This window comes from Mitsuaria sp. TWR114, assembly GCF_007997345.1.
In genome coordinates this window covers 1-24071 of the sequence record NZ_VOSR01000123.1, presented here as the reverse complement: position 1 = coordinate 24071, position 24071 = coordinate 1, and the positions used below count along the sequence as shown (strand labels likewise).

Annotated in this window: 22 protein-coding genes and 1 pseudogene; 16 read left to right on the top strand and 7 right to left on the bottom strand. The window is 69.0% G+C overall.

Features of this window, described 5'->3' with window-relative positions; genetic code table 11:
* Nucleotides 1–871: LysR family transcriptional regulator (locus tag FUT87_RS06010; protein ID WP_186830377.1), on the bottom strand; the 871-nt coding region annotated here is incomplete at its 3' end.
* 84 nt (nucleotides 872–955) lie between these two features.
* On the opposite strand from FUT87_RS06010, the gene FUT87_RS06005 reads away from it, so the two are divergent.
* A complete protein-coding gene (locus tag FUT87_RS06005) occupies nucleotides 956–1702 on the top strand; it encodes a sulfite exporter TauE/SafE family protein (RefSeq protein WP_147240406.1) in 747 nt (248 codons plus the stop codon).
* The gene (locus FUT87_RS06000; protein WP_147240405.1) at nucleotides 1699–1977 is read left to right on the top strand and encodes a hypothetical protein; all 279 of its coding nucleotides are present in this window, start codon (nucleotides 1699–1701) and stop codon (nucleotides 1975–1977) included. The genes FUT87_RS06005 and FUT87_RS06000 overlap by 4 nt, the downstream gene beginning before the upstream one ends.
* 24 nt (nucleotides 1978–2001) lie before the next feature.
* On the opposite strand, the gene xopX is transcribed toward FUT87_RS06000, so the two are convergent.
* The 3 genes and pseudogenes from xopX to FUT87_RS05985 form a co-directional block, all read right to left on the bottom strand.
* Nucleotides 2002–4065 carry a XopX family type III secretion system effector gene (gene xopX, locus FUT87_RS28465; protein WP_186830376.1) on the bottom strand — a complete coding sequence of 688 codons (2064 nt, stop codon included), beginning with the start codon at nucleotides 4063–4065 and terminating at the stop codon, nucleotides 2002–2004.
* Nucleotides 4066–4389: 324 nt separating this feature from the next.
* Nucleotides 4390–4716 (bottom strand): hypothetical protein, encoded by a 327-nt coding sequence (locus FUT87_RS05990; protein ID WP_147240404.1) that lies wholly within the window; start codon nucleotides 4714–4716, stop codon nucleotides 4390–4392.
* Nucleotides 4717–5079: 363 nt separating this feature from the next.
* Nucleotides 5080–5263, bottom strand: a pseudogene (locus tag FUT87_RS05985) (IS5/IS1182 family transposase); the annotation flags it as partial.
* Between the two features lie 176 nt (nucleotides 5264–5439).
* Between FUT87_RS05985 and FUT87_RS05980 the strand changes: the two are divergent.
* The 11 genes from FUT87_RS05980 to FUT87_RS05935 all read left to right on the top strand — a co-directional run bounded on the left by FUT87_RS05980 (nucleotide 5440) and on the right by FUT87_RS05935 (nucleotide 18722).
* Nucleotides 5440–6462 (top strand): LacI family DNA-binding transcriptional regulator, encoded by a 1023-nt coding sequence (locus FUT87_RS05980; protein ID WP_091720842.1) that lies wholly within the window; start codon nucleotides 5440–5442, stop codon nucleotides 6460–6462.
* 244 nt (nucleotides 6463–6706) lie between these two features.
* Entirely contained in the window at nucleotides 6707–7969 is a 1263-nt protein-coding gene (locus FUT87_RS05975; protein ID WP_255511690.1) for an ABC transporter substrate-binding protein, read from the top strand.
* Between the two features lie 15 nt (nucleotides 7970–7984).
* Nucleotides 7985–8920: a carbohydrate ABC transporter permease gene (locus FUT87_RS05970; protein ID WP_147240402.1), complete on the top strand. Its 936-nt coding sequence runs from the start codon at nucleotides 7985–7987 to the stop codon at nucleotides 8918–8920.
* A gap of 12 nt (nucleotides 8921–8932) precedes the next feature.
* Complete coding sequence (locus tag FUT87_RS05965) at nucleotides 8933–9805, top strand: carbohydrate ABC transporter permease (protein WP_254783170.1); 873 nt, start codon at nucleotides 8933–8935, stop codon at nucleotides 9803–9805.
* Between the two features lie 82 nt (nucleotides 9806–9887).
* On the top strand, nucleotides 9888–11246 hold the full coding sequence (locus FUT87_RS05960) for a GH1 family beta-glucosidase (RefSeq protein ID WP_147240401.1): 1359 nt from the start codon (nucleotides 9888–9890) through the stop codon (nucleotides 11244–11246).
* A 14-nt stretch (nucleotides 11247–11260) separates the two neighbouring features.
* A complete protein-coding gene (locus tag FUT87_RS05955; protein ID WP_147240400.1) occupies nucleotides 11261–12349 on the top strand; it encodes an ABC transporter ATP-binding protein in 1089 nt (362 codons plus the stop codon).
* Between the two features lie 326 nt (nucleotides 12350–12675).
* Nucleotides 12676–14823: a TonB-dependent receptor gene (locus FUT87_RS05950; protein WP_255511689.1), complete on the top strand. Its 2148-nt coding sequence runs from the start codon at nucleotides 12676–12678 to the stop codon at nucleotides 14821–14823.
* Nucleotides 14706–15701, top strand: a complete 996-nt coding sequence (locus FUT87_RS30390) for a TonB-dependent receptor domain-containing protein (protein ID WP_255511692.1) — start codon at nucleotides 14706–14708, stop codon at nucleotides 15699–15701. The genes FUT87_RS05950 and FUT87_RS30390 overlap by 118 nt, the downstream gene beginning before the upstream one ends.
* A gap of 22 nt (nucleotides 15702–15723) precedes the next feature.
* Nucleotides 15724–16752, top strand: coding sequence for a cupin-like domain-containing protein (locus tag FUT87_RS05945; RefSeq protein WP_147240399.1), 1029 nt, complete (start codon nucleotides 15724–15726; stop codon nucleotides 16750–16752).
* 71 nt (nucleotides 16753–16823) lie between these two features.
* Entirely contained in the window at nucleotides 16824–18374 is a 1551-nt protein-coding gene (locus FUT87_RS05940; protein WP_147240398.1) for a tryptophan halogenase family protein, read from the top strand.
* Between the two features lie 84 nt (nucleotides 18375–18458).
* Nucleotides 18459–18722 (top strand): DUF2007 domain-containing protein, encoded by a 264-nt coding sequence (locus FUT87_RS05935; RefSeq protein ID WP_091720819.1) that lies wholly within the window; start codon nucleotides 18459–18461, stop codon nucleotides 18720–18722.
* A 19-nt stretch (nucleotides 18723–18741) separates the two neighbouring features.
* Here FUT87_RS05935 and FUT87_RS05930 read toward each other — a convergent pair whose 3' ends face one another.
* The gene (locus FUT87_RS05930; protein ID WP_147240397.1) at nucleotides 18742–19647 is read right to left on the bottom strand and encodes a hypothetical protein; all 906 of its coding nucleotides are present in this window, start codon (nucleotides 19645–19647) and stop codon (nucleotides 18742–18744) included.
* Nucleotides 19648–19874: 227 nt separating this feature from the next.
* Here FUT87_RS05930 and FUT87_RS05925 point away from each other — a divergent pair, with 227 nt between their 5' ends.
* Nucleotides 19875–20279 carry a RidA family protein gene (locus FUT87_RS05925; RefSeq protein WP_147240396.1) on the top strand — a complete coding sequence of 135 codons (405 nt, stop codon included), beginning with the start codon at nucleotides 19875–19877 and terminating at the stop codon, nucleotides 20277–20279.
* 195 nt (nucleotides 20280–20474) lie between these two features.
* The gene (locus FUT87_RS05920; RefSeq protein ID WP_147240395.1) at nucleotides 20475–20831 is read left to right on the top strand and encodes a ribonuclease E inhibitor RraB; all 357 of its coding nucleotides are present in this window, start codon (nucleotides 20475–20477) and stop codon (nucleotides 20829–20831) included.
* A gap of 39 nt (nucleotides 20832–20870) precedes the next feature.
* On the opposite strand, the gene FUT87_RS05915 is transcribed toward FUT87_RS05920, so the two are convergent.
* Nucleotides 20871–22628 carry a family 16 glycosylhydrolase gene (locus tag FUT87_RS05915; protein ID WP_255511688.1) on the bottom strand — a complete coding sequence of 586 codons (1758 nt, stop codon included), beginning with the start codon at nucleotides 22626–22628 and terminating at the stop codon, nucleotides 20871–20873.
* A 307-nt stretch (nucleotides 22629–22935) separates the two neighbouring features.
* On the opposite strand from FUT87_RS05915, the gene FUT87_RS05910 reads away from it, so the two are divergent.
* The gene (locus FUT87_RS05910) at nucleotides 22936–23418 is read left to right on the top strand and encodes a cytochrome P460 family protein (protein ID WP_255511691.1); all 483 of its coding nucleotides are present in this window, start codon (nucleotides 22936–22938) and stop codon (nucleotides 23416–23418) included.
* A gap of 5 nt (nucleotides 23419–23423) precedes the next feature.
* On the opposite strand, the gene FUT87_RS05905 is transcribed toward FUT87_RS05910, so the two are convergent.
* On the bottom strand, nucleotides 23424–24071 hold a 648-nt coding region (locus FUT87_RS05905; protein ID WP_147240393.1), incomplete at its 5' end, for a serine hydrolase.

Below are 24071 nucleotides of genomic sequence, written 5' to 3'. Positions count from 1 at the left end.
GCGCCGTGTGGCACAGCAGCAGCGTGCGGCGCGCCCAGGCGTCGGCGAGCGCCACCATGCGCAAGCCGGCCGTCATCTGCCGCTTCGCCGCGCTGCGCGGCATCACGGCCACGCCCGCGCCCGCCTCGACCAGGCGCGCGATGGCCTCGAAGCTGGACACCCGCACGCGATGCTTCGGCACCCGGCCGCCGCGCGCGGCCTGCGCCTGCAGGAAGCGACTCAATCCGCTCTCGGCGCCGAGGCCGACGAAGGGCTGGTCCAGCAGCTCGACGAACCGGATCGATGCCGCGCGTCGGCGCGGGCTCGCCGGCAGCAACGCGACCAGTTCGTCGTCCAGCCAGGCGTGGGCGCTCAGGCCGGCGGTGTCGACGTGGTCCGCGACCACCGCCACGTCCGCGACGCCGTCGTGCAGCGCCTGCAGCGCGGCGTCGCTGGGCATCTCCTGCAGCTCGAGGTCGATGTCGGGATGCGCAGCCAGGAAGGGCCCCAGGCGCGGCGGCAGCGCCTCGACCACCGCCGCCGTGTTGCCCAGCAGGCGCACCGTGCCGCGCAGGCCGTGCCCGAAGGCCGACATCGCGACATGCAGCGAATCGAGCTCCGCCAGCACCCGGTGGGCCTGCCGCGACAGCGCACGGCCCGCGTCGGTGGCCACGGCGCCGGTCTTGGCGCGGTCGAGCAGCCGCACGCCGACGCGATGCTCCAGCGCCTTCAAGCGCGCGCTGGCCGCTGCGAGCGACAGGCCCATCGCCGCCGCGCCCGCGGTGATCGACCCCTGCGCCACCACCACCTCGAAGAGCTGCAGGTCGAAGGGATCGACGCGGTAGTCGATCGGTCGCGCGGCGGCGAGGGAGCGGGTATTGGCGGCGGTCATCAGGGCCATCCTCTTGCAGACGCGAAGGATATCCGCCGCACATCGAGATCGACAGCGCCACGGCCGGCCCTGAAGATGCGCCGCATGCAGTCGATCTCCTTCGCGGCGCTCGCGCCATGGCTCGGCATCGGGCTGGTCTTCGTCCTGGCCGGTGGCGTCAAGGGCATCACCGGCATGGGCCTGCCGACGGTCGCCATGAGCCTGCTCGGCCTGTGGATGGCGCCGGCGCAGGCCGCCGCGCTGCTCGTGATGCCCTCGCTGGTGACCAATGTCGCGCAGTGCCGAGGACCGGCGGGACGGGAGCTGGTCGCGACGCTCTGGCCGATGTGGACCGGCCTGGTGCTCACGACCGTCTGGAGTCCGGACCTCGCCACCCTCGCGCCGATCGACGCCCGGCTCCCGCTGGGCGCGATCCTGGTGGTCTACGGGCTGTGGGGCCTGCGGAAACCGGTGCTGCCGCGCGTCGCGCCGGGCGCGTGGTGGGTCGGCCTGGCCGCCGGACTGGCGACGGGTGTCGTCACCGCCGCCACCGCCGTCTTCGCGCTGCCGCTGGTGCCCTACCTGCAGGCCCTGCGGGTGGACAAGGACACGATGATCCAGGCGCTGGGCCTGTCCTTCACCGTCGCGACGCTGGCGCTGGCCGCGCGGCTGCAGGCCTTCGACGGCGGCGCGCTGTGGTCGCTGCCCTCCTTCGTCGCGCTGGCGGCCGCCAGCGTCGGACTCGCGCTGGGCGCGGCGCTGCGCGCGCGCATCAGCGCCGCGGCCTTCCAGCGCGGGCTGTTCCTCATGTTCATCGTGCTGGGCGCGGCCAACCTGTGGCGCGGGCTGTGAACAGGGGCCGGTTCGACGACGACGACCACGCCCTGGGCGCGTTGCTCGAGCGCGCCTACCGGCTCGCGCTCTGGCTCCAGGATTCGGTGGGCGGCGCGGCGTCGAACGGCAAGCGCGTGGACAACGACCGGGTGGACAACAAGCGCTTGAACGACGAGGGCGCGGAGGACGAGCGCCCGTCGGACTTCGCGGCCCGGGTCGCCTCGGCCGAGCTGGTGGAGCTGCTTGACGATGCCCGCGCGCTGCTGGTCACCGCCAGCGGCAACCCTCGCTGACGGATGCCGTGAAGGCTCAGCTGCTCACGCCGACTCGGTGACGATCTCCTCGATAGAGACGCCTGAAGCACGCGCCGGCGAGGCGCTGGCCTGATCAATGCTCCGGCGGATGCTCTCGCCAGCGATCTGGTCGTACGCCGCCCGCTGCTCCTCCGGCAGGCTGTCCACATAGGCGCCGATCCGGGCCACCTGCGCCTGCAACTCCTCGGGCGAGCGGGGCGTCATGGTGGCCAGCGTCTGTCCGTCTGGCCCCTTGAACAGGTTGATCACCTGGCTGCCGAGGGCGGCGATCTGCCCGCCGCCCCAGTTCATCGCGAGCTCGGCGCCACGCGCGACAGGCCCCGGCATCGTCATCGCCATGGCGGTCATGACCAGGCTCGCGTAGTAGGGCGCGGAGGCGCTGGATTCGATCATGCCCTTGGGCGTGAACTGCTTGGACAGCTTGTCGGCGGTGAGCGCGATGGCCATCACCATGCTGGTCGCGGCCATGCCCTTGAAGCGCTCCATCGCGTCCTGCCGCGTGGTCTGCCGGTTCCAGGCGCTTTGCGCCATGACCGCGGTGACCACCACGCTGTCGGCCGCGAGGTCCACCGTGCCGATCGGGTCGGGCTGGATCAGGTAGACGGTGGTTCCGGTCACGCCGGCGGCGAAGAGCGTGAGCGCGAGCTTGGAGGCGAAGTCCGGGTGGGCCTGCGGCTCACGCGGGATCGAGGCCGCGTTGGACTCCTGCGCCGCGCCGAGATGGAAGGCCTGGTCCAGGCGCTTCGTGCATTGCGCGATCGATGCCAGCAGGTGCGTGCATTGCGAGTTGAGCGTGCGCGTCAGCTCATGGCCGGACTCTGGATCGGTGAAATCGCGGCGCGCCTGCTGCAGCGCCTTGCGTCCGTCCTCCAGCCCCTGCCAGAGCTGGGACAGCTCGGCGTGGACGGCCTCGCCGACCTGGCCCGGCGTGAACTGGCGGCGCAGCGTGCCGGCCTGGCCGGAGAAGCCCGCCTTGTCCATGCCGGCCGCCACGGCGTTCGCGCCCAGCGCGACGGCCTTGGCCGCGCCATTCCTGATGCTGCCCCAGACGAAGGGGGCGATCAGGATGGTGCCGGCGGCGGCGGCGAAGCCGGCGTGCGCCACCTTGCTGTGGTCGACCGCCTCGGCGTGGTGGCGGACCGACTCGGAGCCGTAGCGCTTGGACATCTCGACGGACAGGAAGATCGCGTTGAGCAGGGCCGGATAGAAGTGGACCTCGTCGGACTGGCGGCCGAGCTCGCCGCCGCCCAGCGGGAACGGCAGTCCGTCGGCGGTGGGACGCAGCGTGGTGCCCGCCACGCCGACGACGGCCTTGGCCGCGGCGGCCACGGTGTAGGCGAAGGTCTTGGCCTGGTTGGCCAGCAGCGGGCTGGGCACGATCACGGGCCACAGATTGACCAGGTTGAGCAGCGCCTTGGCCGCGCGGCCCGACGCGGAGGTGCCGTGCTGCAGCGGATCGATGGCGCGCTCGATGGCCTCGATGTCCTTCATCAGGGTCTTCTTGAAACGGGGCTCGATCCCCGGCTCGCCCTGGACCATGCCGCGCAAGGCGGTCAGTTGTTCGCGGCAGCGGGCGAAGGTGAAGGCCTGATCGGACCCCGGCTCCGCGCCGCGCAGCACCGCCAGGAAGGACCGGTCGTCGCCATGGGGCTGCAGCATGGTCCGCAGGTCGCTGAGGGACCACAGGACCTCCATGGCGGAGACGACGGCTTTCTGGGTGCTCGACAAGCCTTGAAGGGCCGCGCTGCCTGCGGTGCCCAAGGCGCCGGCCACGCCGCCCACGAGGTCGGTCAGACGGGAGCCCGACGCGCCGGCCTGCGCAGAGGCCCGGCTGTCGACCACGGGCGATTGCGGCGCCGCCGAGCGCGGCGGCAAATCGACCGTGTCGTCTTGGGGCTGCGCCCCGGTGGCATCGACGGAGCGGCGGCTGGAGATGGGCGACTCCTGTGCGACGGAGGGCGAGGAGGTGGGCGCCAGCGAGACGGGGGACGCGTGCGTCGTGTCTGGGACCGGCAACTCGACGTGGCGCGACGGCGAGGAGGAAGCGGAAGAAATGGGAGACGGCATCAGGGTGTCCTCATGCGGCCGGGAAGCGTGGCACGCCGTGGCGGCGCCGTCTTCTGGCCGTTCTGGGTTGAACGGGGAAGTGGCGCTGTGTTGCCCGTACTGCAATGGGCGCCAACTCGTGCGAGGGCCCCATGATGGGGAGCGGTGACTGAACACCACGCCGCGGTGCGAAGCCGGGCGGCGCCGAGCGAAGAAAGCTTGCGTCCGCGACACAAAGCATGTTCGGCAACGTTCACGCTTCTGGGTGCTCAGCGTGGTCGCCGAGCCTGCGGCAAGACGGTGATGTGGCGGGCCTGCGATCCTCGTACTCGCTCCTCGAGCACGCTACGGCCAGACCGAACGGATCGTCGCCTGTCTCCGCGCCCCTGCGGCCTCGGCCCGCACCAGCGCCCAGCGAGGCACCGCCTCTCCTTCGTTCAGCAGCTCCAGATACACGAGCAGCGCCTTGTAATCGTCGAACTCCAGCGTCACATCGGCGCCGCCACGCGTGGCGTTGAGTTCGATCGCGGAAACGCGGACGCCCTCGACGGCCACCGTCTCGAGCGATCGCAGCACCGGCTGCAGCGGAAAGGCCGCCGTGCGAGCCACCGCCAGCGCGTCACGCGCGTAGGCCGGTGGCACGGCTGCTTCCGCGGCGCGGTCGGCTCGCACGCGCAGGCTCTCGGTATGGGAAAAATATAAAGCCGACTCAGTTAACGCGGCGGACGCTGACTCCGGCGATAAACCGAAGCCGTCGGACGGCCAGCAGCCTGACTATGTGACTCCCACACAAGAGCCGGATCGATTTAGACGCGGGCCTGATGGCACTCGCATCGATAACGAAGATGGTAGCGTCTGGGAAAAGGGGCCGACCGGCCGAGGTCGCGTCGCTCGTTCGAGCGCTGCAGGCTGCTCGAATCACGCTTGCTTGGTCCGCTGATCCCATGGCGACATCAAAGGGCTTCGCCGACATCGCGTCGACGGTCGCGGCCACGAACGCGTGAGAGGCCTTTCATCCATCGCAGTGCGCGGCCCGTATTGAATGCGCAGCATCGTCTCGACGCCGAACGGCGGGCGACCCATCCTCGCCTTGGGGCAGCACGGGCTCGACCATCTGCACCAGCACGCGCCAAGGCACCACGCGCTCGATTTCCTGCAAGAACTCGCGCTTGCGCGTCTTCCTGGTCGACAGGCTTAGACCCAGTCCGAACTGCTTCATGGTCGTGGTCGTCGTCGACCTCGCTCGATCACGCCACGCGGATGCTGCCCATTTGTCGATGCGGACGCCCACCAATGCCCTCGCTCGGCCACTTGTCACCGAGTTCTCACGCCGCCGCTCCCCACTGTCGCCCGTCCCTTAAACTCGCCCGCGCCCACGACAACGCCATCCCGCCCATGAAGAGCTCCAAGTCCGCCCGCCCGTCATCGAAGGTGACGCTGGGCATGGTGGCCGAAGCCAGCGGGGTGTCGCCGAGCACCGTCTCGCGCATCCTCAACGGCACCGCCGTCGTCAGCCAGGAAAAGAAGGACGCCGTCGACCGCGCCATCGCGGAACTCGGCTTCGTTCCCAATCCCATCGCGCGCGTGCTAGCCGGCGGGCGCTCGCTCAGCGTCGGCGTCGTCACGCAGGCGATCGACAGCCCCTACTACGGCGTCGCGCTGCGCGGCATCGAGGAGGTGCTCGACGCCGCCGGCTTCGTGCCGCTCTTCGCCAGCGGTCACTGGAATGCCAAGGAGGAGCAGCGCTGCATCGACACGCTGCGCTCGCGCCGCGTCGACGGGATCATCGTGCTCACCGGCCGCCTCAGCGACGAGTCGCTGCGCAAGCTGGCCAAGGAGCTGCCGGTCGTCGTGACCGGCCGCAGCCTGAAGGCGCCCAGCCTGCATGCGCTGAACTTCAATGACTTCGAGGGCGCGCGCCTGGCGACGCATCATCTGCTGTCGCTGGGACATCGCAAGATCGCGTTCATCGCCGGCGACCCGGTCCACCCCGACGCGCAGGAGCGCCTGAGGGGCTATCGCGCCGCGCTCGAGGCGGCAGGCGTGAAGTACAAGCCGGCGCTGGTGCTGCCCGGCCTGTTCCACGAGGACAGCGGCGTGATGGCCGCCGAGCGCCTGATCGACAGCCGCGAGCCCTTCACCGCGATCTTCGCGGCCAACGACCAGATGGCCTTCGGCGCCTCGCTGGCGTTGTACCGCCGCGGGCTGCGGGTGCCGGAGGATGTCTCCATCGTCGGCTTCGACGACCTGGCCGGCGCCGCGCACTGCATCCCGCCGCTGACGACGATCCACCAGGCCGGCCTCGAGCTGGGACGCTGCGCGGCGCAGGCGCTGCTGGAGCTGCTGGCCGACAAGACGCCGACGACGCAGCTTCCGGAGCCGCGGTTGATCATTCGATCGTCCACGCGGGCGGTCTGAGCGGACTGCGTGAGGACGCTGGCCCTCACCCCTGCCCTCTCCCGCAAGCGGGAGAGGGTGTCATGCTCATGCCCTTCCTACGCCCTCCCACTTGCGGGCAGGGGCGACGCGAAGCCGACTCACTAGCGATAACCCTGGTACGTTCCCGCTCTGACGACCGATATCATGAAAGCGCTTTCATAACGACACCACGACGGAGACACAAAGCATGCGGCAGTGGGCCCGATGGCTATCCACGGCGACATTGACCCTGGCCCTGATCCAGGCGGGGTCAGGCGTTGCCGCGCAGCCGGCCAGCGCGACCGCCACGCCCGCGCCCACGACAACCACGCTCACCGTCGCCGCGTTCCCCGCCATCGACGAGATCGTCCGGTCCGCCCTGCCCGCCTGGAAGCAGCTGCATCCCGACATCGACGTGAAGATCGTGAGCCGCGAGCTCAACGACCACCACACCGCGATGACCACGGCGCTCTCGACCGCGAAGGGCCTGCCGGACGTGATGGCGCTGGAGATCGGCTACCTCGGCCGATTCGCGCAGGGCACCGGGCTCGAGGACCTGTCCCGTCCGCCCTATGAGCTCGGCCGCGAGCGCGCGCGCTTCGTCGGCTACGCCTTCGACCAGGCGACGACCCCGGCCGGCGCCGTGCTGGCCGTCCCCACCGACATCGGCCCCGGCACCCTGCTCTACCGCGCCGACCTGCTGGCGCGCGCCGGCCTCAAGGAAGCGGACCTGACGCGGAGCTGGGAGGGCTACGTCGCCGCCGGCGTGAAGATCAAGGCCTCGACCGGCGCCTACCTGATGGCGCATGCGCGCGACATGAAGGACATCCTCATCCGCACCGGCCTGCAAGCGGGCGAGGGCCTCTACTTCGACAAGGACTCGCGGCCGCTGGTGACCTCGCCGCGCTTCGTCCGCGCCTTCGAGCTGGCGCGCGCCGTGCGCCGCCAGCAGCTCGACGCCAAGGTCACCGCCTGGTCCTCCGACTGGACCGAGGGCTTCAAGCGCGGCGGCATCGCCACGCAGATGTCCGGTGCCTGGCTGGCCGGCCACCTGAACACCTGGCTCGCGCCCGGCACGCGCGGCAAGTGGCGCGCGGCGCAGCTGCCCGAGGGCGCCTTCGCCGCCTATGGCGGCACCTTCTTCGCGATGGCCCGCCATGGCGACGCCGCCCGCAAGCCGATGGCCTACGCCTTCATCCGCTTCATGACGATGAACCGCGCGCAGCAGCTCGCGGCCTTCAAGGCGCAGGACGCCTTCCCCGCGCTGGTCGATGCGCAGCAGGACGCCTTCTACGACCAGCCGCTGCCCTTCCTCGGCGGTCAGGTCGCCCGCCGCGACTGGCGTGATGCCGCCAGCCACATCCGCGCCTTCCCGGTCCACAAGCAGGACGCCTTCGCCCGCGAGGTCATCGACACCGAGCTCGACAAGGTCCTGGATCGCGGCAAGGACATCGCCACCGCGCTCGCCGATGCGCAGCGGCTGCTCCAGCAACGCGCGCGACGCTGACACGGAACGACGACGATGCACTTCCGACTCCCGCCGGCCCTGCGCCTCTCGCCCCGCTACGCGCCCTACGCGCTGCTGGCGCCCTTCCTGCTGCTGTTCGTGGTCTTCGGACTGTTCCCGCTGCTGTTCTCGCTCTACCTGGCCTTCCACAGCTGGGAGCCCACCAGCGGCCTGGGCGCGATGCACTGGGTCGGGTTGGACAACTTCGCCTTCGCGCTGCAGGACGAGTGGTTCTGGAAATCCATGCGCAACACCGCCTGGCTGGCGATCGCCTCGGGCGTGCCGCAGCACCTGGTCGCGATCCCGCTCGCCACCTTCCTGCACATCGCCTTCAAGCGCTGGCGCAACCCGATGGTCGGGGCCTACTTCCTGCCCTACATCACCTCCTCCGTCGCGATCGCGATCCTGTTCAGCTCGCTGTTCTCGACCGACTACGGCCTGATCAACCTCGCCATCGCGACGCTGCGCGAGATTCCGCTGCTGGGCCAGCTGATGCCGCAGGCCGCGGTGGACTGGCTCAACGATCCCGACGCCCTCAAGCCCGCCATCTCGACCATCGTCTTCTGGCGCTACGTCGGCTTCAACGTCGTGCTCTACCTGGCCGCGCTGCAGACCATCCCGCCCGATCTCTACGAGGCTGCGACCATGGACGGCGCCAGCCGCGTGCAGCAGTTCTTCCACATCACGCTGCCCAGCCTGCGGCCGATGATCTTCTTCGGCGTGACGCTGAGCGTCATCGGCGGCCTGCAGCTCTTCGAGGAACCCTTCATCCTCACCGGCGGCAAGGGCGGCTCCGACCAGGCCGGCATGAGCGCCGCGGTCTACCTCTACCGCAACGCCTTCGACTTCAACGATTTCGGCGCCGCCAGCGCGATGTCCTGGCTGCTGTTCTTCATCGTGGCCGCGCTGACGTGGCTGACGAACCGCGCCTTCCGGCGCAAGGACGACTGAGGACGCCGCGCCATGAGCACCACGATGCCTGCCTCCCTCGACGCCACCGCGCCGCGCGCCGCGCAGCCGCCGCGCATGACCGCCTGGGCCGCCTACCTGCTGGTGGGCGCCGGGGCGCTGATCATGCTGGCGCCCTTCTATTTCATGTTCGTCTTCGCGACGCACTCGCGCACCGAGATCTTCAGCCTGCCGCCGCCGATGTGGTTCGGCAACGACTTCCTGAACAACGTCGACATCCTCACCAAACGCCTGCCCTTCTGGCGCAACCTCGGCCTGAGCCTCTACGTGGGCCTGTGCAACACCGGCCTGACGCTGCTGTTCTGCTCGATGGGCGGCTACGCCTTCGCGATGTACGAGTTCCGCTTCAAGAAGGCGCTCTTCGGCCTCGTCATGGGCACCATGCTGCTGCCCAGCTTCATGAACATGATCCCCAGCTTCATGATCATGGACCTGCTGGGCTGGATCGATCAGCCGCGCGCGCTCTACATCCCCGGCGCGGCCAGCGCCTTCGGCATCTTCCTGATGCGCCAGTTCATCACCTCGGCCGTGCCGCGCGAGCTCGTCGAGGCCGCGCGCATGGACGGCTGCGGCGAGCTCGGCATCTACGCCCGCATCGTGCTGCCGCTGCTCAAGCCGGCGCTGGGGACGCTCGGCCTGATCACCTTCATCTCGTCCTGGAACAACTTCATCGGGCCGCTGGTCGTCATGCGCTCGCCCGACATGTACACGCTGCCGCTGGCGCTGCGCTCGCTGCAGAGCCCCGTCGACACCGAATGGGGCGCGCTGATGGCCGGCTCCGCCATCGCGACGCTGCCGCTGATCGTGCTCTTCGTCCTGTGCTCGCGGCAGCTCATCTCGGGCCTGACCGTCGGCGCGGTGAAGTGACGCGCCACGCCTCGCACCTCATCGCACGCGCCTTCAGCCTCTCGCCTTCCGCCCTCCAACAACCATAAGCACGCCTGCTCCGATGTCATCCTCCACCCTGCCGACCGCCTCCGCCAAGCGCTTCCCTGACGACTTCGTCTGGGGCGTGGCCACCAGCGCCTTCCAGATCGAGGGCGCCCATGACGCCGACGGCAAGGGCCCGTCCATCTGGGACAGCTTCTGCCGCCAGCCCGGCGTGATCGCCGACGGCAGCAGCGGCGACGTCGCCTGCGAGCACTACGCGCGCTGGGAGCAGGACCTGGACATGATCCGGGACCTGGGCGTCGAGGCCTATCGCTTCTCGGTGTCCTGGCCGCGCGTGCGCCCCACCGGCGACGGCGAATGGAACGAAGCCGGCCTGGCCTTCTACGAGCGGCTCGTCGACGGCCTGCTGGCGCGCGGCCTCAAGCCCTACCTGACGCTGAACCACTGGGACCTGCCGCAGGCGCTGCAGGACGTCGGCGGCTGGGGCAACCGCGCCACCGTCGAGCGCTTCGTCGAATACGCCGTGGGCATCGCGAAGCGGCTGGGCCACAAGGTGGTCTCGATCGCCACGCACAACGAGCCCTGGGTGGTCGCGCAACTCGGCCACGAGACCGGCGTCTTCGCACCCGGCCTCAAGGATCGCCGCCTGGCCGCGCAGGTCTCGCATCACCTGCTGCTCAGCCACGGCCTGGCCGTGACCGCGATGCGCGAGCTGCAGCTCAAGGCCTCGCTCGGCATCGTGCTGAACATGGCCCCGATGTATCCCGCCACCGACTCCGATGCGGACCGCGCCAAGGCCCGGCTCGAGGACGGCAAGCTGCGCCGCTGGTACATGGACCCGCTGTTCAACGGCCACTATCCCCAGGACGTGATCGAGCACCTGGGCGATGACGCGCCGCACGTCGAGGCCGGCGACATGGACCGCATCCGCGTGCCCATCGACTTCGTCGGCATCAACTACTACTCGCGCGGCATGGCCAGCGCGGACAACAGCTTCGACCCGAAGACCGGCGGCCTGGAGCTCACCGACATGGGCTGGGAGGTCTACCCGCAGGGCCTGACCGACCTGCTGGTCTCGGTGCACCGCGACTACCCGGCGGCCAAACGCCTGTACGTGACCGAGAACGGCGGCGCCTTCCCCGATCCGGTGGGCGCCGACGGCCGCGTGCACGACGACGACCGCACCCGCTACCTGGACACGCACATCGCCGCCGTCGGCGACGCGATCGCGCAGGGCGTGCCCATGGGCGGCTACATGGTGTGGAGCCTGATGGACAACTTCGAATGGGCCTCGGGCTACGAGAAGCGCTTCGGCATCGTGCATGTGGACTACGCGACGCAGCGGCGCACGCCCAAGGACAGCGCGCTCGCCTACCGCGACTTCGTGTTGGCTCGGCGCGCGGCGCGCCAGGCTTGATCGGGAGCACCGTCATGGGACAAGTCACGCTGCGCGGCATCCGCAAGCGCTACGGCGATCACGAGGTGATCCAGGGTCTCGACCTGGACGTGCGGGACGGCGAGTTCATGGTCTTCGTCGGGCCGTCGGGCTGCGGCAAGAGCACGACGCTGCGCATGATCGCGGGCCTGGAGGAGATCAGTGGCGGCGACCTGCTGATCGACGGCCGGCGCGCCAACGACCTGCGTCCCGCCGACCGTGGCGCGGCCATGGTGTTCCAGAGCTACGCGCTCTACCCGCACATGACGGTGGCCGAGAACATGGGCTTCGCGCTGAAGATGGCCGGCGTCGGCCGCGCCGAGCGCGACGAGCAGGTGCGCCGCACCGCTGAGGTCCTGCGCATCACCGACCTGCTGCAGCGCACGCCCCGGCAGCTCTCCGGCGGCCAGCGCCAGCGCGTGGCCATCGGCCGCGCGATCGTGCGCAAGCCCAAGGTGTTCCTGTTCGACGAGCCGCTGTCCAACCTGGACGCCGCGCTGCGCGTGGACATGCGCATCGAGCTCACCCGGCTGCATCAGCAGCTCGGCACGACCATGATCTACGTCACCCACGACCAGGTCGAGGCGATGACGATGGGCGACCGCATCGCGGTCTTCAACAAGGGCCGCATCGAGCAGCTCGGCGCGCCGATGGACCTCTACCGCCATCCGGCCAATGCCTTCGTCGCGGGCTTCCTCGGCGCGCCGCGGATCAACTTCATCGAACGACCGGCCGCGCACGCGCCCGGCGCGGCGCGGCGGCTGTGGGACGCGCTCGGCGGCGCCGCGCGTCCGGCGGCGGCCCGCCTGGGTCTGCGGCCCGAGCACCTGCAACTCGCCGCCGGCCACGACGAAGCCGCGGTGCCGGCGACCGTCGTGCTGGCGGAGCACCTGGGCGACGTGTCCATCCTGCACCTGCGCGTCGACGGCATCCCCGAGCTGCTCACCGCCAAGCTGCCCGCCGGCGCGGCCGCGCTGCACGACGGGGACAGCGTCCGCCTGGTCGCCGGCGCCGGGCACGCGCTGGCTTTCGACGCCGAGTCCCGCGCGCTGGACGCGCGCCCCGCCGTCCCCGTCGCTGCCTGAAAGCGCCACGCCGCCCGGCGTCCGCCAAGCCGCCGAGGCCGCCCCATTTCGCAGTACCCCCGCGCCCGGTGTGGCGCGGACCCCTCGCTAGGGAAAGTCAGTAGAGGACCCGGAGCCGAAGCAGTTAAATTCTGAAAGCGCTTTCAAGATGATCCGCCACGCGCCCACCGGGGCGAGGAAAGGAGCGTCCTGGCGGCGAAGGACAGACGGGGCGACGGCCAACGAAGCCGTGCCCCGACGAGATCCGGATCCAGCTTGCCCTGCATCCCTCGGGCCCGCCGTCGCACGTGGGTCATGGCCAAGACTGAGAGACAACAAGGAGACACATGAAACACGTCCACCCCACCCGACAGCGGCAGGGCCGCGGACCGCAACCCCAACCGGTGGCGGCGGCCTGCGCGATGCTGTTCCTGGCCGCCGCGGCGCATGCCCAGCAGGCGCCCGCGGCCCCCGAGGCGGCCGCGTCCGAGGCCCAGCGCAAGACCGCCGACGCGCAGATCGACACCGTCGTCGTGACCGGCATCCGGCAGTCGCTGGACACCTCGCTGAACCTCAAGCGCCAGCAGCGCGGCGTGGTCGACGGCATCGTCGCCGAGGACATCGGCAAGTTCCCCGACACCAACCTGGCCGAGTCGATGCAGCGCATCTCGGGCGTGTCGATCGACCGCTCGATGGGCGAAGGCTCCAAGGTCACCGTGCGCGGCGTCGGCCCCGACTTCAACCTGGTGCTGCTCAACGGCCGCCAGATGCCGGCCTCGACGCTGGCGGACACGGGTCCGTCGAACTCGCGCGCCTTCGACTTCGCCAACCTGGCCACGGAATCGATCGCCGCGCTGGAGGTCTACAAGACCAGCCGCGCCAGCGCCCCGACCGGCGGCATCGGCGCAACGATCAACATCAAGACCGCGCGCCCGCTGGACACCAAGAAGACCATCGCCAGCATCGGCGTCAAGGCGGTGCATGACGGCGGCAACTCGCGCCTGCCGGACAACATCAAGGGCGACAGCGTGACGCCCGAGGTGTCGGGCATCTACAGCACGACCTTCGGCGAAGGCATGTTCGGCGTGTCGGTCTCGGGCAGCTTCCAGAAGCGCGACGCCGGCTACAACAGCGCCGGCGTGCCCAACGGCTGGCTGCCCTTCAAGGGCGACGAGACGGGCAACGGCGCGATCCCGCTGCCGGGCGCGCCGGGTTCGGAACGGATCACCAACCGTCCGGGCGCGAGCGACGTCTACTCGCTGCCGCAGAACGTCAACTACAACATGAACGCCATCAGCCGTGAGCGCACGAACGGCCAGCTGACGTTCCAGTTCGCGCCGACCAAGTCGCTGACGACGACGCTGGACTACACGGTCTCGCAGAACAAGGTGCACACGCGCCGCAACGACCTGTCGGCCTGGTTCAGCTTCGGCCCCTCGTCGAGCTCGTGGACCTCCGGCCCCGTGTCCGCGCCGCTGAACTACACCGAGCTGATCGCCAACGGCGACGCCGACCTGTCCATGGGCGGCGCCGACTTCGCGACCAAGAACGACAACAAGTCGCTGGGCTTCAACGCCGACTGGAAGGTCACCGACAAGCTGCGCTTCGGCTTCGACGCCCACCACTCCACGGCGGAGTCGGGCGCCGACAGCCCCTGGGGCAGCAACAACGTGATCGGCACGGCCAGCTTCAACCGCGGCCAGACCGGCGTGGACTTCAGCCAGGACCTGCCCATCCTGATCATGCCGACGACGACGCGCAACGCGGCGCTGCAACAGGTGACGGGCTCGTCCTTCCGCAACAGCTACATGAAGGCGCAGGTCGACCAGCAGCAGATCAACGGCAGCTGGGAGATCAGCGACGAATCGAAGCTGGACTTCGGCGTCGGCCTGACCAAGGCGAAGAACCGCTCGGCCTACGCCAACGTCCAGCTGGACAACTGGGGTGGCGTGGCCAACGGCCCGGCCAACTACCCGGACGAAGTCTGGATCCCGCAGGACCTGCGAGACTTCTTCGGCAAGATCGGCGGCGTCGGCGATCCGCGCCTGTTCACGCAGTTCTACACCTTCGACTTCGGGACGGTCCGCGACCTGGCCGCCAAAGGCAACGGCGATCCGTCGAAGTACCTCGCGTCCAACGTCTTCTCGACGGACCGCCGCACGACGGAGAAGTCCACCAGCGCCTACGCCGAGTACACCCGCGAGTGGGAACTGGGCGTCCCGATGAGCGCCACGGTCGGCATGCGCTACGAGAAAACCAAGGTCACCTCCAGCGCGCTGGTGCCGATCGCCACCGGCATCACCTGGGGCTCCAACAACGAGCTGACGGTGCTCAAGGGCGACCCGGGCTTCACGACGCTGGACGGCAAGTACAGCTACTGGCTGCCCAACATCGATTACCAGGCCGACCTGACCGACAAGCTCAAGCTGCGCGCCAGCTACGGCACGACGATCGGCCGTCCGGGCTGGGACGCGATCCAGGGCGGCAGACGCTGAACGACCTGGCGCGCCTGAGCGGCGGCACCGGCTCGCAGGGCAACCCGGGGCTGAAGCCGCTGAAGTCGAAGAACATCGACTTCTCGCTGGAGTACTACTACGCGCGGTCCAGCTATGTGGCGGCGGGCGTGTTCCGCAAGAACATCAGCAACTACATCGGCTCGACGCTCGAGAACGCCACCCCGTTCAACCTCCACACCCCGATCGGCGGCGCGTACTACAACGAGGCCTCGACCACCGGCGGCTGCGGCAGCGACATCACCTGCATCCGCGACTACATCCTCAACCGCTACAACGGCCAGCCGGGCGTGACCAAGACCGGCGAGAGCAACGGCCATGCGCTGGGGACCATCGTCGGACAGCCCGGCGATCCGGTGGCCAACTTCCAGATCACGGTGCCGGCCAACACGCAGTCCAACAGCCTGAAGGGCTTCGAGCTGAACGTGCAGCACGCGTTCGGGAACTCGGGCTTCGGCGTCGCGGCCAACTACACCAAGGTGAAGTCGGGGCTCAAGTACGACAACATGAGCTTCGCGCAGCAGTACGCGCTGGTGGGCCTGAGCGACTCCGCCAACCTGGTGGGCTTCTACGAGGACGCGAAGTTCAGCGTGCGCGTGGCCTACAACTGGCGCGACAAGTTCCTGGCCGCGGTCAACGACGGCAACCAGCTGGGCCGCTCGGCGCCGATCTTCACCGAGCCCTACTCGCAGGTGGACGTCAGCCTGGGCTACAACTTCAGCGAACGCCTGAGCCTGCAGGCCGAAGTCATCAACCTCGGCGATTCGGTCCTGCGCCAGCATGGCCGGACCAAGGAGGAGGTGTACGCGGTCACGCAGACGGGACGCCGCTATATGCTGGGCCTCCGCTACAAGTTCTGACCCCGCCGGGGGCGATGCCCGCATGAAGTCGATCCGAGAACTCCACGACCTGGTGCCGGGTCGGCTTCCTTCCCACCTGATCGAGGCCGCGCAGCCGGTGGTGCTGCGCGGCCTCGTGTCGCATTGGCCGATGGTGCGGGAGGCGCGGCGCTCCGACCGCGCCGCGGTCGACTACCTGCACGGCTACTGGCGCGGCGCGCCGGTGGCCATCATGACCGGCCCGCCGGAGATCGACGGCCGCATCTTCTACAACGACGACCTCACCGGCATGAATTTCGGCCGGGCCGACGCGCCGCTGCCGGCGCTGATGGAGGAACTGCTCCAACTCGCGGAGGTCGAGCGTCCGCCCTGCTACTACGTCGGCTCGACGACGGTCGACGAGTGCCTGCCCGGCTTTCGCGCGCACAACGACCTGGACCTGTCCTCGCTGGCGACCAGCGGCACGGCGGCACCGGAGGCGTTGGCCAGCGTCTGGCTGGGCAATCGCAGCCGCATCGCGCCGCACTACGACCTGCCCGACAACATCGCCTGCGTGGCGGCCGGCCATCGCCGCTTCACGCTGTTCCCGCCGGAGCAGTTGCCCAACCTGTACGTCGGTCCGATCGACTTCACGCCAGCCGGCCAGCCGGTGAGCCTGGTCGACCTGAAGCAGCCCGACTTCGAGCGCTTCCCGCGCTTCGCGACGGCGCTCGAGCACGCGCAGGTCGCCGAGCTCGAGCCGGGCGACGCGCTCTACATCCCCAGCATGTGGTGGCACCAGGTGGAGGCGCTGGACGCGTTCAACGTGCTGATCAACTACTGGTGGCGGCAGTCGCCGGCCCACATGGATCCACCGGTCTTCGCGCTGATGCTAGCGCTGCTGTCGCTGCGCGACCTGCCGACGCCGCAACGCCGCGCCTGGCAGGGGATCTTCGACCATTACGTGTTCAATGCCGACGGCCAGACCTCGGCCCACATCCCCGCGCATGCCCGCCATGCGCTGGCCCCGATCACCGCCGAGGGCGCCGGCCATCTGCGCGCCCACCTGATCCAGCGGCTCCGGCAGCGTTGAGCGACGCGTCCTTGCGGACGCCCGCATCGTCGCGCCGGAAGCCGCCCGACCCACGACATGGAGGAGACGCCATGAGCTTCACGCCCCCCGCCCCGTCCGTTCCCCGCTCGCCGGTGCGACGCGTCGTCATCGCCGGCGGCGGCACGGCCGGCTGGATGATGGCCGCCTGCATCGCCAAGCACCTGGGCAAGCAGCTGGACATCCGCCTGGTCGAGTCCGACGAGATCGGCACCGTCGGCGTCGGCGAGGCGACGATCCCGACGATGCTGACCTTCCACCAGTTGCTCGGACTGGACGAGCGGGAGTTCATGGCCGCGACGCAGGCCACCATCAAGCTGGGCATCCAGTTCGAGGGCTGGCGCGACCCCGACGCGCGCTACATCCACGCGTTCGGCAGCACCGGCATCGACCACTGGACCGCCGGCTTCCAGCACTTCTGGATGAAGGGCCGCGAGCGCGGCATGGCGTCGGACTACGGCGACTACTGCCTGGAACTGCGCGCGGCGCAGCAGCACCGCTTCGCGCATCTGCCGGGCGACGGCATCAACTACGCGTTCCACCTGGACGCATCGCTGTACGGAGCCTTCCTGCGCCGCTTCAGCGACGGCTTCGGCGTGCGCCGCATCGAGGGCCGTATCGCCGAGGTGCTGCTGCGGCCCGATGGCGACCTGCGCGCGCTGAAGCTGCAGGATGGGTCCGAGGTCGAAGGGGATCTCTTCATCGACTGCACCGGCATGCGCTCGGTGCTGCTGGGGCAGACGCTGGGCGTCGGCTACCAGGACTGGTCGCACTGGCTGCCCTGCGACAGCGCGATCGCGCTGCAGACCGCGTCGGTGCGGGACGCGGTGCCCTACACGCGCGCGATCGCGCATCCCTGGGGCTGGCAGTGGCAGATCCCGCTGCAGCACCGCGTCGGCAACGGCGTGGTCTTCAGCAGCCGCTACACCGACGACGAGACCGCGCGCGCGGCGCTGCTGGGCAACATCGAGGGCGAGGTGCTGACGCCGCATCGCGTGATCCGCTTCAAGCCGGGCCAGCGCGACGTGGTGTGGCAGCGCAACTGCGTCGCCGTGGGCCTGGCCAGCGGCTTCCTGGAGCCGCTGGAGTCCACCAGCATCCACCTGATCCAGCGCAGCGCGATCCGGCTGCTGCAGATGTTCCCGAAGGACGGGATCCGGCAGTCCGACGTCGACGAGTACAACGCCCAGATGCGGCATGAGCTGGAGCACATCCGCGACTTCATCGTGCTGCATTACCACCTGCAGCAGCGGACCGATTCGCCGATGTGGCGCGACCTGCGCGAGATGTCGGTGCCGGCGTCGCTGCAGCACCGGCTGGACCTGTTCCGCGAGAGCGGCCGGGTGTTCCGCGGGCCGAATGAGCTGTTCACCGAGAACTCGTGGATCCAGGTGATGCTGGGCCAGGGCCTGATGCCCGAGCAGCATCACCCGACGGCCGACCTGATGAGCGACCGCGAGCTGGCCGGCTTCCTGGGCGGGATCAAGGCGCGCATCGACCAGACGGTGCAGCAGATGCCGGGGCATCAGCAGTACATCGCGCGTTATGCGCCGGGGACGCAGTGGCAGATGCCGCAGGTGCCGCAGGCGCCGGTGACGGTCTGAGCGCGCGGTGCGCTCCGGACGACGGATGCGCCCACGCGGGAAGCGGTCTAAGCTGCGGCCCTTGGGAGGAACCCAGGAGGACCCATGCCCGACCGCGCCGACGCCAGCTCCGATGACTTCGTCTGTGTCGCCACGCGCGACTCGCCCATCGAGGCCCACCTGCTGATGGGCGTGCTCCGGTCCGCCGCGCTCACGCCGCACCTGGCGGACGAGCACATGGTGCAGAACTACTCGCTGCTCTCGCCGGCCGTCGGCGGCGTGCGCGTGCTGGTGCCGGCCTCCCAGCTCGCCGCCGCGCGCGCGACGATCGCCGATTTCGAGGCGGGGGCGTTCCGGTTGGAGGAGTAGCCGGCGGCCCTGTTCGGCCTCACCCGAACACGGCGTACTTCGCCTGGAGCGCCCAGCGCTTGAAGTCGCTCATCCTTCCCTCGAGCATGCCGATGATGCCAAGCAGCACTGGCAAGGTGATCGTGACGTTGATGCTCATGAAAGGCTGCAGGGTGGCCAACGCCGTGTCGTAGAGCACCCGCTCGGCGGCGCCGCCGGCGTTGTTCTGCAGCATGTCCACCGTGCCACCGGTGGTGCCGCCTCCGACCGGGTTCATCGTCACGCCGCCGACGCCGATGAGCGCGTCGCGATAACGCACATGCTCAGGGACCACGGTCGCATCGAGGACATTGTTGTTGGCGGTCAGCGGCACGTTGTTGAGCTGGCGCAGGTGCTTGGCCGCTTGCGCGTTCTGGAGGGCCGGGTTCTGGCCCACCGCCTCGGCGAGCATTTCCATGGTCATCTTGAGGACCTGAGACCCGGCCGGATGCATCTCGACCGTGCCGGCCGGGCCACCTGCGGCCTGCCTGGCCTGCAGGGTGTCGCGCACCTCCCAGAGCGTCATCAGGAAGTTCTGCATCAGCTCGCCGGCGAGGTTGGCGCCCGCCGCGATGTGCAGATCGGCGATATTGGGCCCGGCCGTGTAGCCGGCCATGACGCCACCCCGGTTCTTGCTCTGGCGTGGCACGGTTGTGAGGTTGAACATCCCTTGCAGGACCGCACCGTGCGGGCCCATGCGCCCGCCAGACAGGGTGCGCGGTGCGGGTCCAACCCGATGTCGGCAGGCAGCGCCGAAAGCAGCGTCGATGGCCTGACGCTGGGACACCATGCGAGGCGACTGGTGAACCAGCGAGGTTCGCGAGGCGCCGTCCATGGCATCGCCACGATGCGCGGCGGCCGCGGGCTGGCGTTGCATCACCCTGGGCCGGGAGTCATGAGCTTTCATCGTGGGCTTCCTCCATGCTGTCGCGCAGCGTGATTGCTGGCCGATGAGGGAGGACGATAGTCAGCACGCCACGGCTTGCCTATCAGCAGAATGCTGAGGCGGCGGTTGTATCCGCCCTCACTGTTTGGCGACCCCAAACAGTGATTGTGCGAGTCGCTGGTTTATCGGCGGGCGGCGAATTTCTACAGTGAGCACATCGCAATTCGTGCTTCAAAGGAATGCCGGTCATGTTCACTCGAGATGTCGTCTCCCCGCCCGATCGTCACGCGCTCTATGAGCTGCACCGCTACTCCCCCGCCATTCGCGCCAATGGGCTGCTGTTCGTGTCCGGCCAGGTCGGCAGCCGCGCCGATGGATCGCCCGAGCCGGACCGGGACGAGCAGGTCCGACTCGCGTTCAGGAACCTCAACGCCATCCTGGCGGCGGCGGGCTGCAGCTTCCGCGACGTCATCGACGTGACCGTCTTCATGGTGGATCCCCACACCCACTTCGAGCGCGCCTGGGCCGTCGCCGCCGAGTTCTGGGGCGAGGCGCCCTATCCGACCGCCACCGCCATCGGCGTGACCTGGCTGTCCGGGTTCCAGTTCGAGATCAAGGTCATCGCGAAGCTGCCGGATGGCCCGGCGGCCTGACAGCCATGATGCTTCGATCCATCGCGCGATGTTAGTCGGGGCGCCGAATGCGGCCGCCCCGATCCGCGAGTCTCCCGGCCGCGCGAGCGAAGACGTCAGGGGCGGAGGGCATCGACTCGTTGCGCCGTGGGATGATCCCGCACCGCCGCGACCGACGGCGGCAGGTCATTCCTCACTCTCTCATCCGCCGCACCCATGCCGACTTCTCCCGAACTCCTCGATCGCCTGGTCAACAACGACGATCCGGACGCCAAGGTGTTGGCGCAGATGGTTGAACTCGGCGCGGATCTGTCCTTGCCACATGTCCCCGAATTCGCCTTCGATGCCGCCGAAGAAGCCGCCGCGATGTCGATCGCGCATGCCTTGGCCGAATTGGATTTCGATGTGCGGATCTTCGGTCCGGAAGACGATGCGCCGACCTGGCAGGTGGTCGCCGCTCGCCGCATGATTCCGGACCTGGATGCGCTCATGGCGTTGTCGGCGCAATTCGAGGCGCTCGCGAAAACCCATGGCGTGGTCTACGACGGATGGGGCGCGGAGATCGTCGACTGACGAGTCGTCGTCAATCCCCTGACGCCTCATCCCGCGTGTTCACTTCACCGTGTAGCTCTGCAGCGCCGTGTCGTAGGCGCCATTGCGGGCCGGGTCCCAGTAAGTGAAGTTGAATCGCACGACATCGCCCTGCTTCAGCCCGGTGACCGTGTAGGCATTGCCGCTGCCTTCCTTCAGCATCCGCACATTCATCTGGCCGCCGCCGTTGACCGTGTAATGCACGTCGGCCCAGGTGCCGGTCGGCTCCGTGAACTTGACCGTGGTCGCCGACGGCTGGGTGATGCCGGCCGGCGTCGGCGGCTCCTGGGTCGTCGTGCCGGACTCCCACACCACGTCATCGATCGCGAACTGGAAAGCCGAGGTCGGCAGCCGGTTGTTGTCGCCCGAGAACATGAAGATGTCGGCGATCGATTGCAGCGCGACCTTCGGTCCGATGAGCGTCGAGACGGGAACGGTCGCCGTCGCCCATTCGCCATTGCGCACCAGGCCGAATGCCGTCGTATTGGCTGGGAAGTTCACCCAGTTCTGATTGGTGTAGGTGTCGCCAATGCCGATGTTGAAGGACACGTTGGCCGGGATCTTGATCCGGAACTTCAGCTGGCCATTGCGGTAGTTGGTGAGGTCGCGGACCTGGCGGGACTGGATGCCGCCGCCGAACCACTGTCCCGGCGTGTTGTAGCTCCACGCGATCACATTGCCGCCTTCATACGGCAGCGTGTTGCCGGCCGCGGTCGACGCGCCATTCCACAGGAAGATGTCGGACGTGCTGCCGGCGACCAGCTTGTTGTTGACCACCGTGTTGTCGGTGAACACGCCGAATTTGCCGGCGACTTCCGGCACCACCTGGTTGCCCAGCTTCACCTCTCCCTTGCCGTCGAGTTCATACACCCGGATGTAGTCGACGTACATCGTGGCGGGCAGTGGCGCGTTCACCTGCGAGGGCGTCGCCGCATCGGTGAAGTTGCCCCCCACCGCCATGTTCAGCAGCAGATAGAACGGCGCCTGCAAGGCCGTCGAGTTCACCGGCAACGGCGCGTCGTACATGTCGTGTTCACCGTCGTTGTCGACGACGGTGAATCGCATCTGGCTTTCGGTCCAGTAGAAGCGGTATTTGACGAAGCGATTCGCCAATGAGGCCTGCGGCTTGTACCAGTTCTTGGTCTGCCAGGCGGTGGAGGCGGCACACGACTCATTGCCCGCCACGCAGGCGGCCTGCGACCAGGTGATCACGTTGGCGCCGACGAAATGGTCGGGCGAAGGCGCGCCCGCCGCGGCCCAGGCCGAGGCGCGATGGCCCAGCTCGGCGATGTCGATCTCGCCCTTGCGCGGCCAGACCTGCGGACTGGTTCCCAGCAGCCAGGCGGCCGGCCACAGCCCGGTGGTGACCTGCGGCGTGGCCATGCGGATCTCGATCATTCCGTACTGCACCTGCACCTTGCCGTAGGAATCGACCTTTCCGGAGGTGAACTCATTGCTGCCGATGGTCTGCCGCAGCGCGCGGATCGCCAGGGCGCGCGTGCCGGCTTCAAAGGGCACGTCGGCGATCGAGAGGTTGTTGGGGCTGTAGTACTCGAGCTCGGCATTGCCGTAGCCGCACAGGTTGATCTGGCAGCCATTGCCGTCATAGGGCGTCCAGACACTGGTGTTCAACGACGCGCCGTTGAATTCCTCGGACCACAACAGGCGGCCGATGGTCGGATTGGTGACGCCGGCAAACGCCGGCGCGGCGGCAGTCGCGCACAAGCCCAGGGCGACGGCGCGCAGCATCGGCGCGCCCATGCGGTTCGGAAATCCCATTCATGTCTCCAAGAGGTGTCGATGGTGTGCTGGAGGGCACCGATCGGCGCGATCCGGCCCGCGCTCTGCGGCGCGGGTCCAGGGTCGCGACTTCTCTCCGGCGGGACGCATCCTAGGCAATATCGGTCGATTGTGAAAGCGCTTTCACAACGAACGGGTTTTTGAATGCAACCGCCCGAAGCCTCGATCACTACGAGGCTCTGCCCATACCAAGGTTCAATGCCCAGGCAGCGATGAATTTGGTCTGATCCGTGGCACTGCCCCACTTGCCTGGAAGACCCACATGCATGCCCTCCGTCTCGCCTCGATGCTTCTCCTGGCTTCGCTCACTGCCAGCGCGCTCCCCGCCTTGGCCCAGGGCAAGCCACCGAAACCCGCCTCGCCGATCTACGGCGTGGTGCTGCCCGACGGCTATCGCCAATGGGAGATGGTGGGTGTCGCCACCGAGGACGCACCGCTCGACGAATTGCGCGCCGTGGTCGGCAATCCGATCGCGATGAAGGCCTATCGCCTGGGCCAGCTGCCGTTCCCTGACGGCGCCATGCTGGTCAAGCTGGCGTGGAAGCGGCAGCGCTCCACCGAGTTCCCCGCCGCGACGGTGCCGGGCGCGCCGACGACGGTGCAGGTGATGGTCAAGGATTCGAAGCGCTACGCCGACAGCGGCGGCTGGGGCTACGGCCGCTTCATCGACGGCAAGCCCGTCGACGCGGCCCAGCACCAGACCTGCTTCGCCTGCCACAACGCGCTCGTGAAGGCGCGCGACGATGTGTTCACGAAGCTCGCGCCCTGAGCGGCCTAGCCGTATACCGCGCGTCGCAGGTCGCGATGCAGGGCGTCGTCGAAGGGCAGCTTCTGGGCGAAGAACACCACCGCGAGCTGGTTCGCCGGGTCGATCCAGAACAGCGTCGACGCGGCACCGCCCCAGGAGAACTCACCCACCGCGCCGGGCGGCTCGTCCCTCAGCGGCGGCGCGATGCGCACGGAGCCGCCGAAGCCGAAGCCCAGCCCCGGGCTCGACAGGAAATGCCGCTGCGTGATCGCCGGGTCGAGGTGGTCGACCAGCATCAAACGCACCGTCGCCGGGCGCAGCACCCGCACGCCGTCGAGCTCGCCTTCGCCGAGCAGCATCCGGGCGAAGCGCAGGTAGTCGTCGATGGGACCGATCAGGCCGGCGCCGCCGCTGGCGAAGGTGAAGGGCTGATCGGGCTCGCGCTCCGGCTTGCCGTCGGCGGACAGTCGGTAGGTCGCGGCCATGCGGTCCTGCAGCGCGGCCGGCGCGGTCCAGTCGGTCTCCCGCAGGCCCAGTGGCTGCAGCACGTGTCGACGCACATGCGCATCGAAGGGCTCCTCCGCCAGCGCCTCCACCAGCCGGGCGAGGATGTCGGTCGAGGTGCCGTAGTGCCAGGCCGTGCCCGGCTCATGCCGCAGCGGCAGCGCGGCCAC

Bases quoted from the DNA above. Each gene is read 5' to 3' on its own strand.
- FUT87_RS06005 (WP_147240406.1), top strand. From the start codon at position 956: ATGCAGTCGATCTCCTTCGCGGCGCTCGCGCCATGGCTCGGCATCGGG.
- xopX (WP_186830376.1), bottom strand. From the start codon at position 4,065: ATGCCGTCTCCCATTTCTTCCGCTTCCTCCTCGCCGTCGCGCCACGTC.
- FUT87_RS05980 (WP_091720842.1), top strand. From the start codon at position 5,440: ATGAAGAGCTCCAAGTCCGCCCGCCCGTCATCGAAGGTGACGCTGGGC.
- FUT87_RS05970 (WP_147240402.1), top strand. From the start codon at position 7,985: ATGCACTTCCGACTCCCGCCGGCCCTGCGCCTCTCGCCCCGCTACGCG.
- FUT87_RS05965 (WP_254783170.1), top strand. From the start codon at position 8,933: ATGAGCACCACGATGCCTGCCTCCCTCGACGCCACCGCGCCGCGCGCC.
- FUT87_RS05960 (WP_147240401.1), top strand. From the start codon at position 9,888: ATGTCATCCTCCACCCTGCCGACCGCCTCCGCCAAGCGCTTCCCTGAC.
- FUT87_RS05955 (WP_147240400.1), top strand. From the start codon at position 11,261: ATGGGACAAGTCACGCTGCGCGGCATCCGCAAGCGCTACGGCGATCAC.
- FUT87_RS05950 (WP_255511689.1), top strand. From the start codon at position 12,676: ATGAAACACGTCCACCCCACCCGACAGCGGCAGGGCCGCGGACCGCAA.
- FUT87_RS05945 (WP_147240399.1), top strand. From the start codon at position 15,724: ATGAAGTCGATCCGAGAACTCCACGACCTGGTGCCGGGTCGGCTTCCT.
- FUT87_RS05940 (WP_147240398.1), top strand. From the start codon at position 16,824: ATGAGCTTCACGCCCCCCGCCCCGTCCGTTCCCCGCTCGCCGGTGCGA.
- FUT87_RS05935 (WP_091720819.1), top strand. From the start codon at position 18,459: ATGCCCGACCGCGCCGACGCCAGCTCCGATGACTTCGTCTGTGTCGCC.
- FUT87_RS05930 (WP_147240397.1), bottom strand. From the start codon at position 19,647: ATGAAAGCTCATGACTCCCGGCCCAGGGTGATGCAACGCCAGCCCGCG.
- FUT87_RS05925 (WP_147240396.1), top strand. From the start codon at position 19,875: ATGTTCACTCGAGATGTCGTCTCCCCGCCCGATCGTCACGCGCTCTAT.
- FUT87_RS05920 (WP_147240395.1), top strand. From the start codon at position 20,475: ATGCCGACTTCTCCCGAACTCCTCGATCGCCTGGTCAACAACGACGAT.
- FUT87_RS05915 (WP_255511688.1), bottom strand. From the start codon at position 22,628: ATGGGATTTCCGAACCGCATGGGCGCGCCGATGCTGCGCGCCGTCGCC.
- FUT87_RS05910 (WP_255511691.1), top strand. From the start codon at position 22,936: ATGCTTCTCCTGGCTTCGCTCACTGCCAGCGCGCTCCCCGCCTTGGCC.